Raw genomic sequence first — 22,814 nt, 5'->3', positions numbered from 1 at the left:
AGAAGGAGTTGAAGTGGTGCGTGTCCCTGATTCTGAAATTGATCCGGCATGAGGATCCCTCGCCACTGGGATCCGGTCGATTTCAGCTCGATTCCGCCAGGCCGCGAGAAATGCCCAGATGACGCAAATCAGGGTGGCGGAGATCAAGGCTGCTCGCAGCGGTTTCATAATGTAGGCGGCGGGTGATTATTCAGGTGTCGGCATCATGGGCATTTGCTTTTTCCGTCCCCGGTTTTCAGATCGTCCTTCGGAATCGGTACGGCTGGATCCCATGTGTTGTACTTAAAGGTTTGTGTGCCGTTGTCGGAGAAGGTTATTAGAACCTCAACTCTGCCGCCGCTAAGAATATTTCCACCATTCATGTATGCCACAATGATCTGACCGGCGGCGCGAGTTCTCGCATCCGCGTCGTCTTTGCTTGTTACTGTTCTGGCGTCCTTGGGGACTATTGCTCCCTTGGTGCAAGCTGACATTTTCAACGTTTGCTTTCGGAGAATGGCCATCGCCTCTTCGGCCCACCCTCCCATGGCATCATTGATCCGGGTGGCGACAGCTTCATCACCAAACAACGCTGCACAAGCCTGGCCAATGCACAAAGTTCGCCACTGTGAGTTGGAGCGGCCGGTTACGGTGACCCGCTCCAACTTGCTGATATTGAAATTCATCAGCACGGCGTCAAGCGGCGTAAAGAAGTCACCCGTGCAATTGATGAGCGGCTGCCGAGGATCCTTGGGCGTTGCGGTGGGAATGGTGTTGGTGCACGACAGCGCCTGCAAGTCGCGACCGGGTGCAGGACTGGGGGTGTTCTGGGCGTTGGCGGCCGCGGCAAAGAAGGCAAGCAAGCCGGTCAGCGCGACTGAACGCGCCCTGTTGGTAGCGGTGGAGATGAATTGGGTTCTCCCTGTTTGTCGTAGATACAGGGCTCGAATGGAGCGGGCGGAATTCTGAAAGTGGCCGTGGCCTTCAACAATTAATAACTCTTACACTTGGCGGGCAAATTCTTCCCTGAAAGTTCCCCCTGCCTCCTGGGGCGGGATATCCTCCCTGCGCTCGCGAGCCTGGGCAAGGCGCGTGCCCGCCAGGGGCTGACGGGGCGTGGCGGCACCCGCCGACGAAAACGGGTGCCCCCGCTTTGCGCAGACAATGCCGCCACCATGGACGAGGCTGCAGGTCGGCCTTGGGCCGTCGCATGATCTATCCCGCCCTGCGGCAGGAGCGCACCCCGCATGAGATTCGGATCCTTCGTCGCCGGCCAGTGGACGCCGTGCTACCAGCACAAGAGCTTCGAGCCCACGCCCATCATCTATTTCCCTTAACTGGGCAAGCGGCCAACGTAAACATGGCGTTGACCGGCGGCCTGCCCGCACTTTTCGCAAGCACTGCACATTCCTGCTCCATGCCACATCGTCTTCATCACGCCGCCCTGGCCCTGCTCGCCGCCATCGCCGCGCTGGGCAGCGTCCACGCCCAGACCGAATCCAAACCCTCCGCCCTGGTCGCCAAGCGCCAGGACCGCGTGCAGCTTGCGCAGGCGCCGGATCCCGCCCCCTTCCTCGATCAGTTGCCCGACCGCGCCAGCTTCGACCGCATGGCCCGCGTCTTTGACCCCGGCACGCCCGAGGCGCAGCCGCATGTGCTCTTCGTGATCGACCGGCAGGCCCGCGACGGCCAGGCCTTCTTCGTCAACACCCGGCGCTACGCCCTGCATGAGGACTTCCTCAAGGCCCGCCACCTGGTGACCAGCTGGGAGCCCGGCGTGCGCACGCGGCTCTACCAGCAGCCGCAGCGGCGCTTCATCCTGGGCATGGTCAGCTGGCAGCCGCAGCTCCAGGGCTTCGTCTATGAATTCTGGGAGGGAGACCGTCAGACGCCCGAGCTGCTGCGTACGGCGCAGGCTGTGCTGGAGCGCGGGCTGAGCTTTGCGCCGCTGCGCTTCAAGGCCAATGCCGCGCAGCACGAGCAGGTCGCGCAGGAGGCCGGCATCGAGGCGGTGACGCAGGCCCAGCTCATCGCCGGTCGCAGTGCCCTGGCCTACAACCCGGGCCGCGCCTTCGGCCGCCTGCGCCTGGTGGAGGACATCGGGCAGGTGGATGACCTGGACCCGGGCGACATCGTCGTGCTGCGCGAAGCCCCGCTGGCCTTGCCGCCCGTGGCCGGCGTCATTCTGGCCTCGCCCTCGACGGCGCTTTCGCACGTCAACCTGCTGGCCAAGGGGTGGGGCATTCCCAATCTCTACCTCAGGGACGCCTGGCAGCAGCTGCAGGGCCTGGACGGTCAGACCGTGTGGCTGGAGGTGCGGCGCGGCAGCCAGGTGATCGAGGCCCGCGCCGAGGCACCAGCCGGCTGGCGCCCGGTGGCGCGCCAGGCCAAGGCGCGCCTGCTGAGCGCGCCCGACCTGCGCCGCCAGCAGCCCCTGCCGCTGGCCCAGATGCGGCTCAAGGACATGAGCGCCTGCGGCGGCAAGGCCGCGCGCCTGGGCGAGCTGCAATGGCTGCAGTCGCAGGGCCGGCTGCCGGCCACGGCGCCGGTGCCGGACGGCTTCTGCATTCCCTACGGCGCCTTCGCGGCCTTCATGGCCCAGCCTGTGGTGAAGGCGCGCGTGGCCGCGACCCTGTCGGAGGGCGGTTTCGAGGGCAGCCCCGGCCAGCGTCGTGCCGCGCTGGCCCGCCTGCGCGAGGACCTGCTGGCCCTGCCCCTGCCCGCAGGCCTGGAGGCGCAGTGGGAGCAGCAATGGGAACGGCAGCTGGGCCGGGCCGGTGTCTTCGTGCGCAGTTCCTCCAACGCGGAGGACCTGGCCAACTTCAGCGGTGCCGGGCTCTACAGCACGGTGCCCAATGTGCGCGCGGAGCTGGCCCGTGCCGTCAAGACAGTCTGGGCTTCGGTCTGGAATGCCGAGGCCTTCGAGGCGAGGCGCCAGGCCGGCCTGCGCCATGAGCAGGTGCAGATGGCCGTCCTCGTGCAGAAGGCAGTGGACTCGCGCATGTCCGGCGTGATGATCACCCGCGACCCCTTCGACGCCACGCGCAGCGGCGTGGTCTATGTCTCGGCCAAGCGGGGCATCGGCATCAAGGTGGTGGAGGGCAAGCGCATCGCCGAGCAGGCGCTTTTCGATGAGCGCAGCGGCGCCATCGAGCGCCTGTCCAGCTCGGCGGAAAGCACCGAGCTGCGCCTGGACGAGGCGGGCGGCCTGAAGGAGGTGGCGGTGGCCTCGGGCCCGGTGCTGCAGGATGCGCAGGTATTGGCCCTCTCGCGCCTGGCCCTGGCCATCCGCCGCGAGCTCGGCGGCGTCGAGCAGGACATCGAGTGGGCCATCGACGCAGAAGGCCGGCTGGTGATGCTGCAGGCACGGCCCTTCGTGGAGCGCAAGGTCTATTGAGTGCCTGACGGGGTCAGGTCTTGCCTAGCGGAGCCGGCGCACCACCGGCGCCATGAAAAAGGGCTGCCCGAAGGCAGCCCTTTGCATGAGCGGGTCGCTGGGACTCAGCTCACCGTCAGCGTGGCGCTGCCGCTGGGCACGCGCACGGTCTTGACGCTGGCAATGGCGTCCGTCGGTGCGGCACCGCCGGCCAGGCGCTTGACCTTCTTGAACTGGCACACCAGCTCGGTCTTGGACAGGCTCACCACCGCATAGCCCTGGGCATCCGTGTCGGCATGCTTGATCCAGGGGTTGTTGAGGGCGGGGGCGGCGCCGGTCGTGGCATTGGCCAGGGGGTTCAGGCGCTTGACGATCTCGCCGGAGGGCACGGACGCAGGCGGGATGCCCAGGGCCGCGGCCAGCTTCTGCTGGATCAGGCCGTAGAGCGTCATCGCCGCTGCCGAGCGGCCGGTCGCGGCCAGCATGGCAATGGTGCCGGCGATCACGCCGCCCATGCCGCCCGTCAGGGTCTCGTCGAAGGTGTTGATGATGGCCGTGGACAGGCCCGGCGTCGGCTGCACGGCGGCGGCCGGCAGCTTGCCCGCCTGGATGGCGCCCATCACCGCAGCCTGGATGGCGGCCGTGTTGCTGAGGTCGGTCACGCCCGCGGCCTGTGCGATGCCGGCGGACAGCATCTTGATCGCGATGCCCTCGGCCTCGGCCTCGCTGGTGGCGACCAGCGGCTTGAGGTCGCTGAAGCCCGGCAGACTGGCGGCGCCCAGGAAGTAGCTGAAGAAGCTATTGGAGGACATGCCGGCGGTGACCAGGTCCACCATGGCGGGCACGGGCGTCGCGGCCTTGTAGTCGACCATCACCTGGCCGGCGTAGAAGGCGTGGATGTCACCGGTGACGGCCACCACATTGGCGATCTTGTTGTCCACGATGTGCTTCATCAGCGCCTGGCGTTCGGCGTTGTAGCCGTCCCACTGGTCGGCGTTGAGGATGAAGCGCTGCTTGAAGGCCGCGGGGGCGGTGGGCAGGGCGGCGCCGTCCACGCTCATCTTCAGCAGCGAGGTCTCGTTGCCCCAGATCTTCCACTGCGCGGTCGAGGCCGTCAGGGTCTGCAGGAACCACTGGCGCTGGGCGGCGCCCAGCACGCTCACCAGGCCCAGCGGGTCGGGCAGCTGCTTGCCGGCGGCCAGCTTGGCGGCCTCGACGGCGTTCAGCGTGGTCTCCGGCACCATGTAGCGGGCGCCGATGGAGCCGATGGCCTGGCCGGTCAGCGGGCTGGGGGCGGCCTCGGGGATGAGGTGGTCGGCGCGGTAGAGGCGCTGGTCCGTCATCACCAGGTGCATCAGCTTGCCGAACTTCAGCTCGCGGTAGATGCGGATGTTGCTGATGCCGTAGCCCGGGTCCAGCGTGAAGCTGACATCGGCGGGCATGAACTCGAACCAGGCCTGGCTGGCCGAGCGGCGGCGCGAGGTCTGGGCGGTGTTGTCTCCCACCGAGGTGGCGGCGTTGAACGTGCCGTTGTCGTAGGTCTCGCGGTCCTGCCAGCAGTCGTCGGAGAACTCGTGGTCGTCCCAGATGGGCACGAAGGCGAAGCGCTCGTGCACGGCCTGCAGGCGCGGGTCGCTGCGGTAGCGCTTGTAGAGGTAGCGGTAGTCGGCCAGGGTATTGGCGTACTTGCCCTTGCCGGGCAGGTCGGCGCCGTTGGGCAGCAGCAGGGCGGTGTGGGCGGGCTCGACGGCACCGGCCTGGTAGTCCGCCCCCACGGCTTCGTAGATGTAGTCGCCCAGGTGCACGACGAAGTCCACCGGCTCCTTGGCCAGCTCGACCATGCCGGCCCAGTGGTTCACGCTCCAGTCCTGGCAGGTGGTGAAGGCGAACTTGAGGCTGTCGATGTCTGCGTCGGTCGCGGGGGCAGTCTTGAAGCGGCCCACCTTGGAGCGGCTGTCTCCGGCTTGGAACTGGTAGAAGTAGGTGGTCGCCGCCTTCAGGCCACTGATGCGGTGGCGCAGGGTGTTGTCGTAGAAGGCGTAGACGGGCACCTCCAGGTCGGCGTCGAAGCTGCCGGCCAGGGCGGTGTTGCTGCCCAGCAGGGCGCTGTTGTCGGCGGCGGTGATGCGCAGGCGGACCTTGAAGTTGGCATCAACGTTGCCGGGCGTGATGTCATCGGCGCCGGCCGGCACCACGCGGGCCCACAGCAGCACGCCGTCGCTGCGGGGATCGCCCGAAGCCACGCTCTGCGGGAACTTGTAGGCACCGCTGGCGGACGCGGTCTCGGGCAGCGGGGTGCTGCTGCCGGGGAAGGTCTCGGGCAGGGGCAGCACGGTGCTGCCGTTGTCGCCGCCGCCCATGCAGCCGGCGAGGCCGCCCAGGGCGGAGGAAGCGGTGATCAGGGCGCCGGTCTGCACGACCGAGCGGCGCAGGAAATTGCGACGGTCCATGAGGGACTCCAATCAGGATGAGGGCGGGAGCCGCAGGGCTCCCGCGGGGTCAGGTCTTGTCCGGGTGTCGGGCGCGTTCAGAAGCTGTGGTTCAGCTGCAGGCCGATGCTGGTGGCCTTGCTCTGGTAGTTGCCGCGCACGGTGGCATTGCTGCAGTTGCAGGGCTTCTCGCCTTCGGCGTCGTCGGTGATGGACATGGGGGCGTCCTTCAGCTTCACATGGCCCAGGGCCAGGTCAATGCTGGTCTGGGCGCTGAACTTCCAGTTCAGGCCGAAGGCCAGCCAGTCGCGATCGGAGTCCGGCAGCGCGGCGCCACGGTACTGGCCCTGCACGGGTGACTTGTCACGGGCGGCGCCGGCACGCAGGGTCAGCTGGTCATTGAACTGGTACTGGGCACCGAAGGAGGCGCGCCAGACGTTCTTCCAGTGCTCGGGCGTGATGGACGGCGGCGTGGTGCTGTCGAACTTGATGCGCAGCTCCTCCAGCGCGGACTGGCGGTGCCAGGTGGTGTCGGCCATCAGGGCCCAGCGCTTGTTGAGCTGGTGAAAGATGTGGAAGGACAGGGAGTCCGGCGTCTTCACCTCCAGGCTGGCGCCGGAGTCGTTGTGGTCCAGCTTGCCTTTGCCGTCATAGGGCGCGCCGGTGGCGGCGGCCAGCACGTTGGCGGGCAGGGTGGCCGGCTGGGTCCAGTCGGCGCTGCCCTTGAGCTTGTGCCGGATGCCCGAGCGCCAGGCCACGCCCACGCGGGTCTGCTCGTCCAGCTCCCACAGCAGGGCCAGGTTCATGCCCAGACCCCAGTCATGTCCCTTGACGTGCACGCCGCCATCGAACATGGGGTTGGCATAGACCTGGGCGGCCTGCTGCTGCAGTTGCACGGCGATGCCGGACGCGCCCGCGGCGGCGGCCTGTTGGGCTGCGGACAGCAGGCCGGCGGCATAGGCGTTGCCATAGGGCACGGCGCGCTTGATGTCACCGTGCATGTACTCCAGCGTCAGGCCGGCGGACACCGAGAACTGCTTGGCAGGCTTCCAGGCCACGTTGGGGTTGAAGGCCAGGGACTTCAGCTCGACGAAGTTGACGTTGTAGCGGCCGCCCCAGTCGGGGCGGTAGTCCAGCTTGGCGCCGGAGGGCACGAAGATGCCCAGGCCGTAGGCCAGCTCGTCCGAGGCCTTGTAGGCGCCGTAGAGGTGCGGCACGAAGGTGGCCTTGGTGGGCTCGACCACGTCGCCGGCCACCGAGGTGGCCTTGGGCTGGAAGCCGGAGCCCGGCAGGCTGATGTAGGAACCGGCATCGGTGAACTTCACCTTGGGGTCCACGTAGTCCAGCACGCCACTGACATGCCAGCCCTTGCCCAGGCGGGTCAGACCTGCGGGGTTGGTGAAGATGGTGCTGGCATCGGCGGCCTCCGCGCCGTTGGAGTTGGCCGTGCCTTCGGCGGCGGCGCTCTGGGTGCCGAAGCGGTAGCCCGAGGCCAGGGCCTGGCTGGCGCACAGGGCCAGGCCGGCGAGCGCCAGCAGGCGCAGGCGGGGGGCGGAGCGTTGGGGGCGGTCGGCGTGCGTGCGCGCGCCAGCCTGCGGGATGCGGTGCATGGAGGTCTCCTCTTGTCTTCGTGCGGGAGAGCGACGGATCGCTGTCCGGGATCACATGGGAGACCGATTCTGCGAAGGCTTTGTTGCGAGGGGACGAGGGAAAATGCCTGGGCTGTCGTTCGCGACCGACGAATCGGCGCGGATTAGAGACTTGTCTCCAGTACGACAATGTGCTGGGACTGCGCCAGCTGCCGCTGCCCCCGGCGGCGCTTGCGGGCTAACCCCGGCGCCGCATGGCACGGGCCGCGGCCAGAATGCCGGCCATGCGATCTCCCTTTCTGCTGCCTCTGCTCATCCTGGTGTCCGCCTGCATCGCCATCGCCTCCCTGGGCGGGCTGGGCTTGAGCCCTGAACTGGGCTTCGCGGCCAAGCCGCTCACCACCATCCTCATCTTGCTGTGGGCCTGGCCGCGCGGAGCGGACAGCCCCAAGGCGGCCCGCTGGCTGCGCTGGGGCCTGCTGTTCTCCCTGGGGGGCGATGTGGCCCTGCTGTGGCCCGAGGCGGGCTTCCTGCCGGGCCTGGTGAGCTTCCTGCTCGCCCACCTCTGCTACATCGTGGGCTACTGCCAGCGCTCGCGCTTCGGGAAGCCCTGGTGGCCGTTCGCGCTCTATGCCCTGGTGGCAGGCGCGGTGCTGCACCGCTTGTGGCCGGGCATTCCGGGCGATCTGCGGATCCCGGTGCTGGTCTATGTGGCCTGCCTGGCCAGCATGGCCTCGCAGGCCTGGGCCTGGTGGCGCAGCAGCATGGGCGGGCCTGACGAGGCCCTGGCTCGGCGCGCGGCCTGGGGCGGCACGCTGTTCCTGTTCTCGGACGCGATGATCGCGATCAACAAGTTCGCCTTCGCGGGGCAACTGCCCCATGCCACGCTGCTGATCCTCAGCACCTACTGGCTGGCGCAGTGCTGCTTCGTGGCCAGCCTGCGCCCGGCGGCGCCGGACGAGGCGCCAGCCTGATCACATGCCCTTGAAGAGGTGGGTGTAGCTGCGGCTCACCTCGAGCTTCTCGTTGAGGCCCTTGACGGCCACCAACTGGCGGCCGCGGAAGTCCCGGCTGATGCCGGCGATGGCCTTCACACTGACCAGGGTGGAGCGGTGGATCTGCCAGAACAGCTGCGGGTCCAGCTCGTCCACCAGCTCCTTGATGGGCTTGCGGATCAGGGCCTCGATGCTGGCGGTCTGCACGCGGGTGTACTTCTCGTCGGAGATGAAGAAGAGCACATCCTCGACCGGGATCATCTGGATGGTCTGGCCCACGGTGGCCTGGATCCATTGCAGGTACTTGGGCGCGCCGCCCGGGTTGAGCTGGGCCGAGAGCTTGTGCAGCAGCTGCTGCATGGGCTGGCCGGCCGGCGCCGGGGCGTCGTCGCCGTCGGCCTCGTCGCGCTGGGCCAGGCGCTTCTTGACCCGCGCCACGGTGATGGCCAGGCGCTCGCGCTCGGCAGGCTTGAGCACGTAATCGGCCACGCCCTGCTCGAAGGCCTCGACGGCGTACTGGTCGTAGGCGGTGATGAAGACGATCTCGGGCACCAGCCAGCTGTCGTCATCGGGTAGCTGGACGATCTGGCGGGCGGCGTCCACGCCGGTCAGGCCTGGCATGCGGATGTCCAGGAAAACCAGGTCCGGACGGTGCTCGCGGCACAGCTCCACGGCCTCAAGACCGTTCTTGGCCTCGGCCACGATGTCCAGCTCGGGCCAGACTTCCATCAGCCGGCTGCGCAGCTGCTCCCGCATCAGGCGTTCATCGTCGGCCAGCACGGCGCGGATGCGGCCGTTGGCGCTGTCTTGGGTGGTGTCGTTCATGGGCGGGATGCTAAGCGCGGCGCGGGGCGAGCGGGGCTACGGGTTGACCCGGGGTGCCTCCCCGGGGAAGCCGTTCAGGGACGGGGGGCCGGCGCCGTCGCCCGGGCCTTGGGGCGCCTCAGCAGCAGCCACAGTACCAGGATCACCAGGAAAGCCGGCGAGAACACCACCGCGCCCACGCCACAGAAGAGCAGCATCAGGAAGCCGATCACGCCGCCCACGATCAGCAAAGGCAAGCCGACCGCGAAGAGCAGGACCAGGGGCAGGACGATGAAGAGGACCAGCCCGGTGACGCCCAGGCCGATCATGACGCCAATGAAGTCGCCCACGTCGGGGTCGGTCCATTCGTCGCCGTTGACGACGATGTGCAGGCCGGGCTCCGAGAAGACATGGTGCGCCAGGCTGAATCCGCCGATGACGCTCAGCAGCACCACGCCCACGGCGAGGATGAAGAAGGCCTTGAAGAGGGTTCTCATGCGGAAGCTCCTTGTTCGTCAGTGCGGCTGCGGTAGGGCACAGTGATGGTCACCACGGTGCCGGAAGGCTGGTTGGCGGCAATGGTCACGCTGGCGCGGCCGCCATACAGCAGGGAGAGTCGTTCGCGGATATTGGCCAGGCCCACGCCGGTGCCGGCGGTGGCAGCGCGGCCGAAGCCCAGGCCGGTGTCGGCCACGGTGATGGCCAGCTTGCCGTGCAGCACCTCGGCGCGAACCTTGAGGCTGCCGCCCTCGGCCTTGGGCTCCAGGCCGTGCTTGATGGCGTTCTCGACCAGGCTCTGGATCATCATGGGCGGGAACTCGGCGGAGAGCAGGCCTTCGGGCACATCGATCTCGGTCTGCAGCCGGTCCTCCATGCGCACCTTGAGGATCTCCAGGTAGGGGCGGATCACCGCCAGCTCGCGGCCCAGGTCCCGCACACCGGCGGCATTGGCCTCGCGCATGGTGGGCATGGAGGCACGCAGCAGGGCGATCAGATTGCGCTGCATCTGCGAGGCACGGGGCGGGTCGGTCTCGATCAGATGGTCGATGGAGGCCAAGGTGTTGAAGAGGAAGTGCGGCTCCACCTGGGCCTGCATGGCGGCCATGCGGGCCTCGACGACCTGGCGCTTGAGCGACTCGGCCTCGGCCGTCTCCGTGGCCTGCGCGGCCTTGACCTCGGCCTGGATGCGGCCCTTGTAGGTGGCCTTGACCAGGGCCGATGCCAGCACGAAGAGCACCGAGAAGTCGATCAGAAATTCGCCCCAGTGGATCACCCGCACGCGGGAGTGCCAGCCGGCGCTCGCCTCCTCCTGGATCTTCTCCAACTCCGACTGCGCCTTGTCCAGCTCCTCCTGGACCCTGCGGCGGGCGTCCTCGGCCTCCTCGCGGGCGGCGCGGGCCTCCTCCAGCTGCTGACGGGCCGACTCATGGGACTGCTTCAGCGCTTCCTCCAGCTGGCTGCGCAGCTCGTCCTCGCTCACTTCGACCTTGGCGGGCTTGCTGGACTTCACGGCCTTGTCCGCTTTGTCCACAGGCACCCGCACCACCAGATTGGGCAGGTTGATGTGCACGCCTTCTTCCACCGCCTTGTCGGCGGAGGCCGGAGCGCTGGCGCCGGCGGCCGGCTTGGGGCGCTGCTCGATGCGGATGCCGTGCTTGTCGATAGCCACGTCTAGGTGCACGCCGTCCTCGCCCTTGCTCAGCTTCTCGGCGATCTTGCGGGCGGACTCCTCCAGGGACTCCTCGTCCTTCTGCATGACCTTGGGGGTGGGCGGCTTGGGCGTGTGCTTGCTACGCGGGCTGCTCTTGACGGGCGGCGCGCCCTCGTATTGCTCGGTGATGCGCCATGTGAAGGGCGGCATGTTGCTGAGGATGTTGGCGCCAATGATCAGCAGGATGGACAGCAGGATGAAACGCCGCCAGCTGATGCTCACCAGCCAGCTGGCATAGACGTGGAATCCACGCACGCTGGCCCGGGCAAACCGCTGCCAGTGCTCGTACCAGGTGGGGGAGGGGTGGGCGTTCATGGAATGGACCTGCTTTTGCTGTTGGGGTGGACTGTACGCAAGCCGCACCGGCCGCCCCAGACGCAGGCGACAGGCTGCACGGACCAGGGCCCCATCTGCACGCCATCCGGATGGGCGCGGCCGTCCTGTGCGGGGCGCCGCAGGGGGCGATCGGCTGTTTCGTGACGCAGGTCACGCCAGCCGGCCCCTGCCGCAGCGCCGTCATCGAGCCATCACAGCCCCTGCCTACCGTGCCGGCACGGACCGCCAGGGGAGCGGTTCTCTTCGGATGGGATGAACGAAATGAAGTACTGGCAAAGCCTGAGGACCCGGTTGTTGATGGCGGCCCTGCTGTGCCTGGCAATGGGCGCCCTGCCCCTGGTGCAGGGCGGGCGCGAGGCGGCTCAGGCGCTGGAGCGGGCCGAGCGGCAGTCTCTGGCCCTGCGCCTGGGCAAAGGCTGGTGGACGGTCATGGAACTGGCCCAGCAGCAGCGGCAGGCGGCCCTCACGCCGGACTCCGGCGTGGCCCAGGCCTCGGACGACAAGCTCCGCCAGGCCCTGCAGCGCCAGCAGGCCGATCTGGCCGCGGCGCCCGGCCTGGCCGAGCTGGCTCCAGCGGCCGTGGTCCTGGCGCAGGAATGGGGCGCGCAAGGCCTAGCCGCCGCCGCGGCCACACCCCAGGCGCGGCTGCAGGCCTTCGACCGCTGGCAGCAGGCCCTGCAGCGCGAGGTGGACCGGCTCCATCTGCTGTCCGGTCTGTGGCAGGAGCCAGACCCGGCCGTGCATTTCGGCAGCCTGGCCGCTCTACTGGAGGCGCCGCGCGCCGTCGAGGCGCTGAGCCAGCTGCGCGATCTCAGCCGGGCCGCCCTGGTCGATGACGTGGCCGCGATGGCGGCGGCTCAGACCCGCTATGCCCTGCACGGCGAGGCCATGGAGACCCTGCTGCTGCGCCTGCCCCAGGGCGCGGCGCTGGCCCAGGCCCTGCGCCAGCAGCGCCTGGCCCTGCTGGCCACACTGCAGCAGGCGGCGGCGGATCCGTCCTTCCCCCTGGATCAGCTGGTGAGCCAGTTGGAAGCCGCGCGCGGCCAGCAGCTCTCGCTGAGCCAGCAGCTGCTGGCCCAGGTGCAGGCCACGCTGCAGCGCCAGGAGGCGCAGCGGCGCGAGGCCCGCTGGGAGCAGTTGGGGCTGACCGTGTTGCTGCTGGGCGCAGCAGTGGCGCTGATGGTCTGGACTCTGCGCAGCGTGCTGCAGGGCCTGGGCGAGGCCGTGCATGTGGCCCAGCGCATCGCCCAGGGCGACCTCTCCGTGCAGGTGCCGCAGGACCGGCCGTTGGAGCTGGCCCGGCTGCTGGCCGGCATCGAGGCCATGCGTCAGCGCCTGCAGATGATGGTGCACGGCATGGGCCAGGTGGCGGTCCGCATCCAGGAAGCGGCCAGCGACATCGCGCAGGGTAACGAGGACCTGGGCGAACGCACCGAGCAGGCCTCGTCCAGCCTGCAGCAGACCAGCGCCTCGATGGAAACGCTGTCCGAGGCCGTCAGCGGCACCGCCGGCTTGGCCGAGCAGGCGACGGAGGTGGCGCGCGCGGCCAGTGCCGTGGCCGTCCGGGGCGACGCAGCCGTGCAGGAGGTGATCCTCAACATGCAGGCCCTGCACCAGGTCTCGGGCCAGATCGGCAGCATCAGCGAGCTGATCGGCGGCATTGCCTTTCAGACCAATCTGCTGGCCCTCAATGCCGCGGTGGAGGCGGCGCGTGCGGGCGAGCAGGGCCGGGGCTTTTCGGTCGTCGCAGCCGAGGTGCGGGCCCTGGCCCAGCGCTGCTCGGGGGCTGCGGCGGAGATCCAGCAGCTCACCCGCAGTTCGGTCGAGCGCATGAGCCAGGGCACCCAGCTGGCGCGTGGGGCCGGCGGCATGATGCAGCAGATGCTGGCCAGCGCCCGCGAGGTCTGTGGCGTGGTCGCGCAGATCGAGGGCAAATCCTCGCACCAGCGGCGGGACATCGGCGAGCTGACCCAGGCGGTGCAGAGTGTGGACCTGCTGACCCAGCAGAACGCGGTGCTGGTCGATCAGTCTCGCGCCGCTGCCGCCGCGCTGCGCGAGCAGGCGGGCGAGCTGGTGGGGCAGATTGCGCAATTCCAGACTTGAGCCCCTCGCCCGGTTTCGCGGCGCTGGACGCGCGCGAGGCCGGGCGGTCCCCCGAGGGGACTGCCCTGCATGCGGCCTCGAGCCGCCTGCAGGGCCAGGTGGGCCGGCTTGGGGCGGCCCGGCGCTGGCCCGTGGGCTGGTGCCTTTCGCCCGGTTTCGCGGCGCTGGTTGCGCGCGAGGCCGCGGCCCGTGCTTACTGACGGACAGCTTCGACCTGGATGATCAGCTTGACTTCCTTGGGGAAGCCCCAGGCCAGGCCGTAGTCGATGCCCCACTGCGTGCGGTCGATGGTGGCCTCGAAGTCGCCGCCGCAGACTTCGCGCTTGAGCATGGGGTTCTGGTAGCAGTTGAAGTGCTTGGCCGTCAGAGTGACGGGGGCGGTCTTGTCCTTCAGCGTCAGCTGGCCGCTGACGGTCGTGACCTTGTCGCCGTCGAAGCCGAACTTGTCGCCCACGAACCTGGCCTGGGGCCACTTGGCGCTGTTGAAGAACTCATCGCTCTGCAGGTGCTTGTTCATGCCGTCCACGCCGGTGTTGACCGAGGCGATGTCGAAGCTGATCTGCACCTTGCCGGTCTTGGCGGCGCGGTCGATCTCCACCATGCCTTCCTTCTTGTCGAAGCGGCCGCGGTTGGTCGAGGTGCCGAAGTGCTGGATCTCGTAGGTCACGAAAGTGTGGGTCGGCTCGATCTGGTACTTGGCGGTCTCAGCCTGGGCGAACGCGCTGGCGGCCAGCAAGGCGGAGGCAATGAGGGTCTTCTTCATGGGGTTCCTGTGGGTTGGGAGGGGGAGAAATCTGAGCGGGCCTCAGAGCGGGGCCACGCCGGAGAACACGAGCTTGAGCTTGACGGTCACTTCGTTGGCGACCATGGAGGTGTCGCTCCATTCGCCGTCGCCGACCTTGAAATCCAGGCGCTTGAGCACGAAGCTGCCGGTGGCCGTGGTCAGGCCCTTGTCCTGCGCCAGGGCGACGGGCACGCTGAGCTCCTTCTGCAAGCCCTTGAGGCTGAGCTTGCCGGTCACCTCGAAGCGCTTGTCGCCCAGGGGCTTGATGGCGCCGCTGGTGAAGACGGCCTGGCCGAGCTTCTTGCTGTCGAACCAGGCGGGTTTGGCCAGCTCGGCGTCAAACATAGGGTCGCCCAGGCTGACGCTGGAGAGATCGATGCTGAACTGCACCCTGCCGGTCTCGGCCTTCTTGGGATCGAAGACCAGCTGAGCTTCAAATCGCTTGAACTTGCCATCCACCGGCACGCCCATCTGCTTGCTGACGAAGCTCAGCTCGCTCTGGGCGGCGACCAGGGCGGGCGTGGCGGCCGGGGCGGCAGCGGGCGCGGGATTGGCCTTCTGGGCCAGGGCGGGGGCAGTGATCAGACCCAGGCTCAGCAGCAGGGTGGCGGTGACGGTGGTGTTCATTCGGGGGCTCCAGGGGGCATGCGTTCGAGGGCTTCAGCGGCGGGCCGGGATCATGCGCAGCAGCAGGCCGTCCTTGTCGATCAAGTGGTGCTTGAGGGCGGCGGCCACGTGGGCCAGCACCAGCAGGGCCAGGCCCCACGCCAGCAGTTCGTGCAGCTCCTTCAGCTGATGCGCGAGGGCCTTGTCGATCGGCACGAAGTCGGGCAGCGGCAGCACACCGAACCACACGATGGGGAAACCAGCCGCCGAGCTGTAGGCCCAGCCGCTCAGCGGCACGGCAAAGAAGGTCAGGTACAGCAGGAAGTGCACCGCATGGGCGGCGCGGGCCTGCCAGGCCGGCATGGGCAGGTCTGCCGGCGGGCGATGTCCGAGGCGCCACAGCAGCCGCAGGGTGGACAGGGCCAGGATGGTCATGCCTGCCCATTTGTGCCAGTTGAAGAGTTTGAGCCGCGTCGGCGACAGCGGCAGGTCCGACATGTAAAGGCCCATGCCGAAAGCGCCCACGATGGCGACGGCCAGCAGCCAGTGCAGAGCCATGGCGGTGGCGGTGTAGCGGGGCGTCCGGGTGGGCAGGTTCATGGCGTTTCCTCGGTGAATGGGCGTGAGTGTCGCGGCCGTCTGCCGCAGCCAGCTTCAGCTTGCTTGAGGTCAAGGTTCAGTGCATTTGAATGGAGGAAAGCCTCACCCTGCCGGAGGTCATGGGCCTGTCACGCGGGGCTCGCAGACTGGCGGGCTCTTGCTGTCTTCCTCTGGAGAGCCCCATGGACCTGATCGATCGCATCGAGGCCCTGTTTCTGCGCCGAGGCCGCGCCACCTACGAAAGCGAGGCCCCGCAGGCCGTGCCCGTGCTGGCCCATGCCTTGCAATGCGCGCAACTGGCGGAGTGGGCCCATGCCGACCACGAGCTGGTGGCCGCCTCGCTGCTGCATGACCTGGGCCAGTTGATCGACGCCGAGGCCCGGGCGCCGCTTCGCGTCGTGGCCCACGAGAGCGCGGCCCTCCCCCTGCTGGCCCAGGGCTTCGGGCCCGGCGTGCTGGAGCCCATCCGCCTGCATGTGCAGGCCAAGCGCTATCTGGTCTCGACCGAGGCGGGCTACGAGGCCGGCCTGAGCCTGTCCTCGCGCCAGAGTCTGGAGCACCAGGGCGGCCGCATGAATGCGGAGGAGCGACTGCTCTTCCTGGCCCAGCCCTATGCCCGCGAGGCCCTGCAACTGCGCCGCTGGGACGACCTCGCCCGCCAGCCCGGCAAGCGCACGCCGCCTCTGGCCTACTACCTGGACCTGCTGAGCGATCTCATGCGCGAGATGCGCACACCGCCGCGGCTTGCAATCGCTTGAAGACCGTTTGAAGAGCACTTGATGCCTGCGATTCCCACTTGAGGGGGATAGGTTCGCACCCCGCCGCCCCAGATACTCAACACCGGATCAAGCGCTGCCTGGACCTCAGCGTGTTGATCGAGGGGAGGAGTGCTATGCCGACTCACCAAAGCCCATTGGGGTGGCGGTGGTCGGCATAGTCATTTGGAGCTCATCGGGCGCAAGCCCCGATTCGAGTTCGGGCAGCGTACCCGGCGGTATAGTCAGCGCACTTTGGTCAGCGCACTTTGCGCCCAGGTACGTTCATGCTCTTTTGCTCCTTGTCCCTGCGCTTTCTGGCAGTACCGCCGAGGGGCGCTCGCGCAACGCCGGACCGCGAGGCCCGCGGCTGCGCCCGGGAGTGCGCCCCATGAGCCTCAAGGAGCGCCTGGCGATCTGGACAGGCTGGCGCGCCGCGCCGCCCCTCGAGACGCGCGACGACCCACAGGGCCTCATCAGCGTGGAGCTCTTGCGTCTGCTGGCCCAGCAGAGCCGGCGCATGCCTTATCCCGTGGGGCTCAGTGCCTTCTTCATGGCCCTGATGGCCGCGTTGCCTTCGCGTTCACCCTGGCCGGTGCTGTGGATGCTGGCCGTGCTGGGCACCCTGCTGCTGCGGCGTCATGTGCTGGGGCGGCTGCCGCAGCTGGAGCAATACCCCGTCTCGCAGCGCATGCGCTGGGCCGTGATGCTGAGCCTGCTCAACGGGCTGGTGTTCTCGATGGTGCTGGTCTTTTCGGCGGGCATCAGCGACTACGAGCGCATGGTGCAGACCATCCTGCTGCTGGGCCTGTGCGCAGGCGCCGTGGCCAGCACCGCGGGCTACTTGCCCGTGTTCATGGCCTTCTCCGGGCCCGTGACCCTGGCCAACGGCCTGGCCTGGCTGACCGGCGGCGCCGGTGCGCATGCCACGGTCTGGCAGGACGCGGTGATGGGCAGCCTGATCCTTCTGTTCGGTTTCATGCTGCGCAATCTGGCTCGGGACAACTACCGCGTTTTTTGTGATTCCGTGCTGATCCGGCAGCAGCAGGTCAAGAGCAACCAGCAGCTGCGTGCGGCGCTGAAGCAGACCGAGCAGGCCATGCAGGCCAAGACGCGCTTCCTCGCCTCGGCCAGCCACGACCTGCGCCAGCCCATGCACACCCTGTCCCTGTTCGGCTCCGCCCTGCTGCGGCGCAAGCTGGATGACGACACCCTGGGCGTGGTGCGCAACATGAATCTCGCCATCGATGCGCTCTCGGGCCAGATGGATGCGCTGCTGGACATCTCCAAGCTCGATGCCGAGGTCGTGCCCGTGCATCCCCGGGTCTTCAATCTGGGCCACTGGCTGGGTCGGCTGCAGCAGGAGTTCCTGCCCAGCGCCCACCGCAAGCGTTTGGAGCTGACCCTGATCTGCCCCATGAACGCCTATGTGGAGACCGACGCCATGCTGCTGGAGCGGGTGGTGCGCAACCTGATCGACAACGCGATCAAGTACACGCAGGCCGGCCAGATCAGCATCGTGGCCGAGCGGCGCGGCGAGCTGTGGCAGGTCTCGGTGCGGGACACCGGCTGCGGCATCGACGAGCAGGAGCAGCAGAAGGTCTTCGACGAGTTCTACCAGATCGGCAACAAGGAGCGCGACCGCGCCAAGGGCCTGGGCCTGGGACTCTCCATCGTCAGCCGCTTGGTGGATTTGCTGGATCTGCACCTGAAGCTGGAATCCACCCCGGGGGTCGGGTCTTGCTTCACCCTGGGCATCGAGGCCGCCGAGGAGGGGCCGGACAGCCAACTGGACGATACTGGCGACGGCTGCTCCCTGCGCGGGCTCAGGGTACTGGTGGTGGACGACGAGGAGCTCGTGCGACAGGCCATGTGCACCTTGCTGCTCGAGCTGGGCTGCCAGGCCCGCTGCGCCGGCACCACCCGCGAGGCCGTGCTGCTGTGCATGCAGCAGGCGCCGGACCTGCTGCTGATCGATTACCGCCTACGCGGCAGCGATGACGGCCTCTCCGCCGTGCGCTCGTTGCGCAACCTGATCCCCGAACTCCCGGCCCTCCTGATCAGCGGCGACACGGCGCCGCAGCGCCTGCGCGACGCGCAGGCCGCCGGCCTGGAGCTCCTGCACAAGCCCGTGCGCGCCGACCAGCTTATGAGCGCCATGCAACGGGTGCTGGCCGGTGCGGCGCATGCTCCACGGTCGGCCAGGGAGGCTGAAGATGTACGAGGAACCCCGGCATGAGGACAGACGCCGCCATCACTGGCTTTCCCGCCCGCTGAGTGACTGGCTGCTGGCGCATCCCCGCGACGGGGGCGGTGCCCTCGATGCCGATGTGATCGTCGTCGGCAGCGGCTACGGCGCGGCCGCGGCGGTGGAGCATCTGTCCCGCTGCACCGACGCCCGGGGCGCGCCGCTGCGCATTCTGCTGCTGGAGCGCGGCCTGGAATACCTGCCCGGCCGCTTTCCGGCCCGCATGGCCGAATTGCCGGGGCATGTGCGCTTCTCGATGGCCGACGAGGGCCGGCGCGGGCAGGTGAAGGGCTACCGCGAGGCGCTCTTCGACTTCCGCCTGGGGCCGGACCTTGCCGTGGTGCTGGCCAACGGCCTGGGCGGCGGTTCGCTGATCAATGCCGGCGTGATGCTGGAGGCCGAAGAGAGCGTCTTCCGCGGCCCGCGCTGGCCGGCACGGCTGCGTAGCGATCCCGCCAGCATGAACCCCTGGTACGCGAAAGCCGCGCAGCTGCTGGGCGCAGAGGCCGCCGCGCCGCAGGGCGAACGGGGCGAGCCCAACACCATCGCCGGCCTTTCCACGCATGCGCCGCGCCGGGCGGACTACCTGCGCAGCCTGGCCATGCCCGGCCTGCCCGCGCGCGAGGTGCCCATCACCGTGGCCCTGCGTGCAGACCCGCGGTCCGCCGCCGGCCTGCCCCTGGACCGCTGTGTGGCCTGCGGCGACTGCGCCACGGGCTGCAACCATGGCGCCAAGGAGTCGCTGGACACCAATCTGCTGTGGCTGGCGCGCCGCCGCGGCGTACAGATGCTGACGGGCGCCACGGTGCTGCACGTGCTGCCCCTGGGCCCGGATGCGCCCGATGGCGAAGCCGCTGGCTGGCAGGTGGCGGTGCTGCCAACCGACGAGAACCAGGCCCGCCAGGAGGCCGAGCCCTTCCTGCTGCGCGCCCGGCGCGTCGTGCTGGCCGCGGGCAGCCTGGGCTCCACCGAGATCCTGCTGCGCTCGCGGCACCGCGGCCTGGCGCTGTCGGACCGGCTGGGCGAGGGCGTCAGCGCCAACGGCGACCTGCTGGCCGCCATCCGCGACACCCCGCCGCTGAACGCCCTGGCCGACGAGGCGCAGGACCCCGCCGCGCGCCAGGCCGGCCCCACCATCACCGCCATGCTGGACGCGCGGCAACTGCGCGATCCCGATCCTGAGCGTCCGCTTCCCCGGTCCGGCCAGGAGCCCCTGCTGGGCTGCGTGCTGCAGGACCTGGCCATTCCCGGCCCCATGCGCTGGGCCTTCGAACAGATCTTTGCGCTGGGCGAGACCCTGGACGGCCTGTCGCGGCCCGACCGCAGTGAGCATGGCGCGGGCTTCGACTTCCCCGATCCCTATGCCATCACCCGGGCCGCCAGCGCCCGCACCCTGCCCGTGGCCCTCATCGGCATGGACGCCGCCCAGGGGCGCATGAGCCTGCAGAACGGCGCGGAGGGTGAGGAGGGAGATCCGGGCAGCCTGCAGATCCGCTGGCCGGAGCTCGGCAGCGACCCGCAGGTGCTGTCCCGCCACCGCTGGCTGCGCCAGCACCTGGCGGCGCAGGGGCAGCGCCTGCTGGCCAATCCACTGTGGGAGATCCTGCCCGAGGCCATGGGCTTTCTCATCGAGGACCGCAAGGGCCCGTTGCTGACGGTGCACCCCCTGGGCGGCTGCGCGATGGCCGACCGCATCGAGGACGGCGTGGTGAACGAGTGGGGTCAGGTCTTGCGCCCGACGCTGGTGAGCGGTGAGGCGCTGAACCCCGCCGATCGCGTCCACCCCGACCTGGCGGTGCTGGATGGCGCCATCGTGCCCGGTGCCCTGGGCATCAATCCGGCCCTGAGCATCTCCGCCCTGGTGCTGCGAGCACTGCCGGAGCTGTGCCAGCGCTGGGGCCTGCAGCCCGGTGCGGAGACCGCCTCGCAGGACCCCGCCTGGCTGCGCCGCCCCCTCTACCGCGACCGCCGCGGCCCACCACCACCGGAGCAGCCCACCCTGCTGGAGTTGCGCGAGCAGCTGGTGGGACTGGTGCGGGTGCCCGGTGCGCAGGGAGGCGAGACCAAACAGTTGGAGCTGAGCTTCGAGTTCGAACCCACGACGGTGCAGCGCCTGGTCGAGCCGGGCCCGGACCGCGTGCTGCATGGCACGCCGGCCTGCCGGCTGAGGCTTTTCGACACCCGGCGAGATCCGCAGCGGCCTTTGCAGCGCATGGCCGTCAGCGCCCAGGGGCCCGATGCGGGGCACAAGCTCTGGAAGCATGCCGAGCACCCGGACGCCGCGGCGCGCTGGATCGCCCCGCTGGAGCAGGTGAGCCTGCGCGTTTTCCATCGCGCGCCGAGCAGCTACCGGCAACGCCTGTGGCGCGGCCTGTGGGCCTGGTGGCTCAACCGTGGCTGGCGCGATGCGGCGCAAGCCCTGCAGGACCTCCTGGCGCAAGGGGCAGCGCCCCGGGCCCGCCCGATCAGCGCCTGGACCTCGCTGCGCGAGCGCTGGGCCAACGCCCTGGCCCTGGCCAGCCACGGCGGGCAGGAGCGGCTGATGCGCTACGAGCTGCGCATCCCCGCCGCGCTGCCCGATGCGCCGGACTGGGCCCGGCCTCTGCTGGGCCAGACCCTGCTGCTGCACAAGCGCATCCGCTACAGCCGTCGCGCCAATCCCTGGAAGCAGCTGACCCGCGCCACGCTGGAGCAGGGCCCCTTCCGGTCACCGGACGGTTCCGGGCCGCCGGTGCTGGAGCTGGACCTCGACGAGCTGGCCCGCCAGCGCCAGCCCCTGCTGCGCCTGGTACAGGCCGAGGACCTCAGCAGCGCGCTGCGCGACGTGGGCAGCCTGCTGGCCTACACGAGCCGCCTGGTGATGGGTGTGCATGCCTGGACCTTCCGCAAGCCCGATGCCGCGCCGCCGCGCGAGATCCATCGCCTGCCGGGCGCCGTTCCGGGCCTGCCCCTGCCCGAGATCCAGGAGATCGCGGTGGGCCGCTGCGAGGAGGCAGGCCTCTCGCGCGGCACGGCGCGCCATGCCCTTGAGGCGCGCGGGCCGGTGATGATCCGCCTCACCCGCTACCGCCGCGAGGGCGGTCGCCCCCTGCTGATGATCCATGGCTACAGCGCCAGCGGCACCACCTTCGCTCATCATTCGGTGCAGCCCGGCCCCGCCCGACTCATGCACGAGGCCGGCTGGGATGTGTGGATCCTGGACATGCGCACCAGCGCCGGCATGCCCACGGCCCGCCTGCCCTGGACCTTCGAGGAATGCGCGCTCAACGACATCCCCGTGGCCATGGACGCCGTGCGGCGCGCCACCGGCGCCGTTCCCATGGACGTGCTGGCCCACTGCATGGGATCGGTGATGCTGCACATGGCCCTGCTGCAGCCGCAGCGCCAGCCCGAGGAGCATTTCTTCCCGCTGCGCCGTGCCTTGATGGACGAGGGATGGATACGCCGGCTCGTGATCTCGCAGGTCACACCACGCATGGTGTTTTCGCCCACCAATGCGGCCCGAGCCCTGCTGATGCAGCACCTGCGGCCCTACCTGCCCCTGAGCGACTTCAGCTTCCGTCCCGAGCGGCCGGGGCTGATGGACGAGCTCATCGACCGCCTGCTGGCCAGCCTGCCCTATCCGGACGAGGAGTTTGACCTCGAGAGCCCGCCCTTTCCCAGCCTGCGCCGCACGCCCTGGACGCGCACCCGCCATCGCATGGACCTGCTCTACGGACGGGACTTCGCCATCGCCAACGTGGCGCCGCCCGTCTTCGATTTCATCGACGACCACTTCGGACCGCTGAACATGGACACCGTCGCCCAGGCCATCCACTTCTCGCGCAGCAGGGAGCTGACGGACTGGCGCGGCGCCAGCCTCTATCTGGACGACTTGCGAAAGGCCTTCGCGCAGCTGGCGAAGTTCCCCGTGCTGTCCCTGCATGGCGAGCTCAACGGCCTGTGCGAGCCCGAGAGCGGCGAGCTGCTGCACGACCTCTACGCTCAGGGCGCGCCAGGGCGGCACGAGTTCCGCGTCATCGCGGGTCACGGCCACCAGGACTGCCTGATCGGGCATGACATCGAGCACACGGTCTTCCGCCACGTCATCGAATTCCTGCGCCGGGAGATGCCATGAGCCAAGGCATGACGCCCTGGGCACACGCCCTGCCGCCCGTGGAGCCTCGCTGCGCCTGGCCGCCTTTGCACCGCGTCGAGCGGCGTCAGGAAGGGGATGAACTGGCCCTGCTGACTGCATTGCGCCCGGAGCTCGGCTGGCCGCGCCAATGGGCGTGGCTGCCCGTGCGCGAGACGCCCTCGGGCTACGAACCTCTGCAGCCCGCGCGCCCCTTGCGCGAGCAGGTGCGCCTGCGCGACTTCGAGCTGGCCGGGCAGTCCCATCCCGGCGAGGCCCTGCGCTGCCGCCTGCCGCTGGACGAGGTGCCCGCCGAGCCTGGCACCGGCCTGCTGTGCCTGCTGCTGTACGCGGACCTGCGCGCCCAGTGGGTCGCGGCGGCCCG

Annotated in this window: 17 protein-coding genes; 8 read left to right on the top strand and 9 right to left on the bottom strand. The window is 69.1% G+C overall.

All coding sequences use genetic code 11. The annotated features are described in order from the left end of the window. Positions 1–203: 203 nt before the first annotated feature. Positions 204–842, bottom strand: coding sequence for a hypothetical protein (locus tag H5407_RS17875; RefSeq protein ID WP_183105845.1), 639 nt, complete (start codon positions 840–842; stop codon positions 204–206). A gap of 554 nt (positions 843–1,396) precedes the next feature. Between H5407_RS17875 and H5407_RS17870 the strand changes: the two genes are divergently transcribed. Further along, on the top strand, positions 1,397–3,376 hold the full coding sequence (locus tag H5407_RS17870; protein WP_183105844.1) for a PEP/pyruvate-binding domain-containing protein: 1,980 nt from the start codon (positions 1,397–1,399) through the stop codon (positions 3,374–3,376). A 104-nt stretch (positions 3,377–3,480) separates the two neighbouring features. Here the strand turns inward: H5407_RS17870 and H5407_RS17865 are convergent, their stop codons facing one another. Together H5407_RS17865 and H5407_RS17860 are read right to left on the bottom strand one after the other, a co-directional pair. Then, complete coding sequence (locus H5407_RS17865) at positions 3,481–5,805, bottom strand: alkaline phosphatase (RefSeq protein ID WP_183105843.1); 2,325 nt, start codon at positions 5,803–5,805, stop codon at positions 3,481–3,483. Between the two features lie 77 nt (positions 5,806–5,882). Continuing rightward, positions 5,883–7,394, bottom strand: a complete 1,512-nt coding sequence (locus H5407_RS17860; RefSeq protein ID WP_183105842.1) for an OmpP1/FadL family transporter — start codon at positions 7,392–7,394, stop codon at positions 5,883–5,885. 263 nt (positions 7,395–7,657) lie between these two features. Here H5407_RS17860 and H5407_RS17855 point away from each other — a divergent pair, with 263 nt between their 5' ends. Beyond that, positions 7,658–8,347 (top strand): lysoplasmalogenase, encoded by a 690-nt coding sequence (locus H5407_RS17855; protein ID WP_183105841.1) that lies wholly within the window; start codon positions 7,658–7,660, stop codon positions 8,345–8,347. On the opposite strand, the gene H5407_RS17850 is transcribed toward H5407_RS17855, so the two are convergent. The 3 genes from H5407_RS17850 to H5407_RS17840 all read right to left on the bottom strand — a co-directional run bounded on the left by H5407_RS17850 (position 8,348) and on the right by H5407_RS17840 (position 11,198). Next, a complete protein-coding gene (locus tag H5407_RS17850; RefSeq protein WP_183105840.1) occupies positions 8,348–9,193 on the bottom strand; it encodes a LytTR family DNA-binding domain-containing protein in 846 nt (281 codons plus the stop codon). Positions 9,194–9,267: 74 nt separating this feature from the next. Then, positions 9,268–9,669 (bottom strand): hypothetical protein, encoded by a 402-nt coding sequence (locus H5407_RS17845; protein ID WP_183105839.1) that lies wholly within the window; start codon positions 9,667–9,669, stop codon positions 9,268–9,270. Beyond that, on the bottom strand, positions 9,666–11,198 hold the full coding sequence (locus H5407_RS17840) for a sensor histidine kinase (RefSeq protein ID WP_183105838.1): 1,533 nt from the start codon (positions 11,196–11,198) through the stop codon (positions 9,666–9,668). The genes H5407_RS17845 and H5407_RS17840 overlap by 4 nt, the downstream gene beginning before the upstream one ends. A 282-nt stretch (positions 11,199–11,480) precedes the next feature. Here H5407_RS17840 and H5407_RS17835 point away from each other — a divergent pair, with 282 nt between their 5' ends. Both H5407_RS17835 and H5407_RS17830 read left to right on the top strand, forming a co-directional pair. Beyond that, positions 11,481–13,322 carry a methyl-accepting chemotaxis protein gene (locus tag H5407_RS17835; protein WP_183105837.1) on the top strand — a complete coding sequence of 614 codons (1,842 nt, stop codon included), beginning with the start codon at positions 11,481–11,483 and terminating at the stop codon, positions 13,320–13,322. Then, positions 13,319–13,522, top strand: coding sequence for a hypothetical protein (locus H5407_RS17830; RefSeq protein ID WP_183105836.1), 204 nt, complete (start codon positions 13,319–13,321; stop codon positions 13,520–13,522). Before H5407_RS17835 ends, H5407_RS17830 begins: the two co-directional genes overlap by 4 nt. Here the strand turns inward: H5407_RS17830 and H5407_RS17825 are convergent. From H5407_RS17825 to H5407_RS17815, 3 genes are read right to left on the bottom strand one after another with little or no spacing between them, the layout of a single operon-like run. Then, on the bottom strand, positions 13,516–14,085 hold the full coding sequence (locus H5407_RS17825; RefSeq protein ID WP_183105835.1) for a YceI family protein: 570 nt from the start codon (positions 14,083–14,085) through the stop codon (positions 13,516–13,518). The two genes, H5407_RS17830 and H5407_RS17825, sit on opposite strands and share 7 nt — an antisense overlap. A 42-nt stretch (positions 14,086–14,127) precedes the next feature. Further along, positions 14,128–14,733 (bottom strand): YceI family protein, encoded by a 606-nt coding sequence (locus H5407_RS17820; protein ID WP_183105834.1) that lies wholly within the window; start codon positions 14,731–14,733, stop codon positions 14,128–14,130. A 33-nt stretch (positions 14,734–14,766) separates the two neighbouring features. Beyond that, complete coding sequence (locus tag H5407_RS17815; protein ID WP_183105833.1) at positions 14,767–15,312, bottom strand: cytochrome b; 546 nt, start codon at positions 15,310–15,312, stop codon at positions 14,767–14,769. Between the two features lie 182 nt (positions 15,313–15,494). Here H5407_RS17815 and H5407_RS17810 point away from each other — a divergent pair, with 182 nt between their 5' ends. From H5407_RS17810 to H5407_RS17795, 4 genes are all read left to right on the top strand, one after another. Continuing rightward, positions 15,495–16,070, top strand: a complete 576-nt coding sequence (locus tag H5407_RS17810) for an HD domain-containing protein (protein WP_183105832.1) — start codon at positions 15,495–15,497, stop codon at positions 16,068–16,070. Positions 16,071–16,458: 388 nt separating this feature from the next. Next, positions 16,459–18,306 (top strand): hybrid sensor histidine kinase/response regulator, encoded by a 1,848-nt coding sequence (locus tag H5407_RS17805; protein WP_183105831.1) that lies wholly within the window; start codon positions 16,459–16,461, stop codon positions 18,304–18,306. Further along, positions 18,284–22,432, top strand: coding sequence for a GMC family oxidoreductase N-terminal domain-containing protein (locus H5407_RS17800; RefSeq protein ID WP_183105830.1), 4,149 nt, complete (start codon positions 18,284–18,286; stop codon positions 22,430–22,432). Before H5407_RS17805 ends, H5407_RS17800 begins: the two co-directional genes overlap by 23 nt. Further along, a partial coding sequence (locus H5407_RS17795) for a hypothetical protein (protein WP_220800669.1) occupies positions 22,429–22,814 on the top strand: 386 nt, incomplete at its 3' end. The genes H5407_RS17800 and H5407_RS17795, both read left to right, overlap by 4 nt.

This window comes from Mitsuaria sp. WAJ17, assembly GCF_014174515.1.
Lineage (GTDB): Bacteria > Pseudomonadota > Gammaproteobacteria > Burkholderiales > Burkholderiaceae_C > Roseateles_B.
Note: the sequence above shows the minus strand (reverse complement) of the source record. Positions and strands in the feature narration are given on the sequence as shown.

Excerpts from the sequence above, each read along its gene's own strand:
- H5407_RS17870 (WP_183105844.1), top strand. The coding sequence starts at position 1,397 with ATGCCACATCGTCTTCATCACGCCGCCCTGGCCCTGCTCGCCGCCATC.
- H5407_RS17865 (WP_183105843.1), bottom strand. The coding sequence starts at position 5,805 with ATGGACCGTCGCAATTTCCTGCGCCGCTCGGTCGTGCAGACCGGCGCC.
- H5407_RS17860 (WP_183105842.1), bottom strand. The coding sequence starts at position 7,394 with ATGCACCGCATCCCGCAGGCTGGCGCGCGCACGCACGCCGACCGCCCC.
- H5407_RS17855 (WP_183105841.1), top strand. The coding sequence starts at position 7,658 with ATGCGATCTCCCTTTCTGCTGCCTCTGCTCATCCTGGTGTCCGCCTGC.
- H5407_RS17850 (WP_183105840.1), bottom strand. The coding sequence starts at position 9,193 with ATGAACGACACCACCCAAGACAGCGCCAACGGCCGCATCCGCGCCGTG.
- H5407_RS17845 (WP_183105839.1), bottom strand. The coding sequence starts at position 9,669 with ATGAGAACCCTCTTCAAGGCCTTCTTCATCCTCGCCGTGGGCGTGGTG.
- H5407_RS17840 (WP_183105838.1), bottom strand. The coding sequence starts at position 11,198 with ATGAACGCCCACCCCTCCCCCACCTGGTACGAGCACTGGCAGCGGTTT.
- H5407_RS17835 (WP_183105837.1), top strand. The coding sequence starts at position 11,481 with ATGAAGTACTGGCAAAGCCTGAGGACCCGGTTGTTGATGGCGGCCCTG.
- H5407_RS17825 (WP_183105835.1), bottom strand. The coding sequence starts at position 14,085 with ATGAAGAAGACCCTCATTGCCTCCGCCTTGCTGGCCGCCAGCGCGTTC.
- H5407_RS17820 (WP_183105834.1), bottom strand. The coding sequence starts at position 14,733 with ATGAACACCACCGTCACCGCCACCCTGCTGCTGAGCCTGGGTCTGATC.
- H5407_RS17815 (WP_183105833.1), bottom strand. The coding sequence starts at position 15,312 with ATGAACCTGCCCACCCGGACGCCCCGCTACACCGCCACCGCCATGGCT.
- H5407_RS17810 (WP_183105832.1), top strand. The coding sequence starts at position 15,495 with ATGGACCTGATCGATCGCATCGAGGCCCTGTTTCTGCGCCGAGGCCGC.
- H5407_RS17805 (WP_183105831.1), top strand. The coding sequence starts at position 16,459 with ATGAGCCTCAAGGAGCGCCTGGCGATCTGGACAGGCTGGCGCGCCGCG.
- H5407_RS17800 (WP_183105830.1), top strand. The coding sequence starts at position 18,284 with ATGTACGAGGAACCCCGGCATGAGGACAGACGCCGCCATCACTGGCTT.